The 807-nt window shown below is 63.4% G+C and carries 1 protein-coding gene; it reads left to right on the top strand.

The features are described 5' to 3' along the window. A partial coding sequence (locus tag J0A65_RS23575; protein WP_206596716.1) for a putative bifunctional diguanylate cyclase/phosphodiesterase occupies positions 1–807 on the top strand: 807 nt, incomplete at both ends.

The raw sequence follows: 807 nt of genomic DNA, 5'->3' as shown, positions 1-807 counted from the left end.
ACTCGACGGGCGACCTGATTCTCAAGGAGGTCAGCGCACGCCTGACCGAGGTATCACGCAACCTCGACACCGTCAGCCGCCAGGGCGGTGATGAGTTCGTCATCCTGGTGACCGATATCCAGCGCTCGGAGGTGATCAGCGACTACGTGGAGCGTTTGCTGGAAGTCATCGCGATGCCGATGAACATCGCCGGCAGTCGCTTCGACCTGTCCGCCTGCATCGGCGTGAGCGTGTTCCCGGATGACGGCGACGACCTCGAATCCCTCTATCGCCAGGCCGATGCCGCGATGTACCAGGCCAAGCAGGAGGGTCGCAACCGCTATCGCTTCTTCTCCCAGAGCATCGAGAGCGATGCCAGAGCCCGCCACCTGCTCGAAAGCCACATGCGCAGCGCGCTGGAGTCGGGGGTCTTCGAAGTCTTCTACCAGCTTCGCTTCGATGTCAGCCGTCAGCAGAGTTGCGGCATGGAGGCGCTGATCCGCTGGCGCCGAGCCGACGGCGAACTGGTCTCCCCTGCCGAGTTCATCCCGCTGGCGGAAGAAACCGGCCTGATCGTACCGATGGGCAAGCAGGTCCTCCACCAGGCCTGCCACGACGCCAAGCTGCTGCTCGACCAGGGCAAGCGCCTGTGCGTCGGGGTCAACATCTCGGTGGTGCAGTTCCGCGAGGAGTCCTTCCTCGACATGATCAAGGAAGTGCTCAACGACACCGGCCTGCCAGCGGAACTGCTGGAACTGGAGATCACCGAAGGGGTGCTGGCGCGCGATATGGACCAGACCCGAGCCCTGCTCGACGAGCTCAAGCACA

It is taken from the genome of Bowmanella yangjiangensis (assembly GCF_017255015.1).
GTDB lineage: Bacteria > Pseudomonadota > Gammaproteobacteria > Enterobacterales > Alteromonadaceae > Bowmanella > Bowmanella yangjiangensis.
The sequence above is the reverse complement of the archived record's forward strand: the minus strand, read 5'-3'. Positions and strand labels throughout refer to the sequence as shown.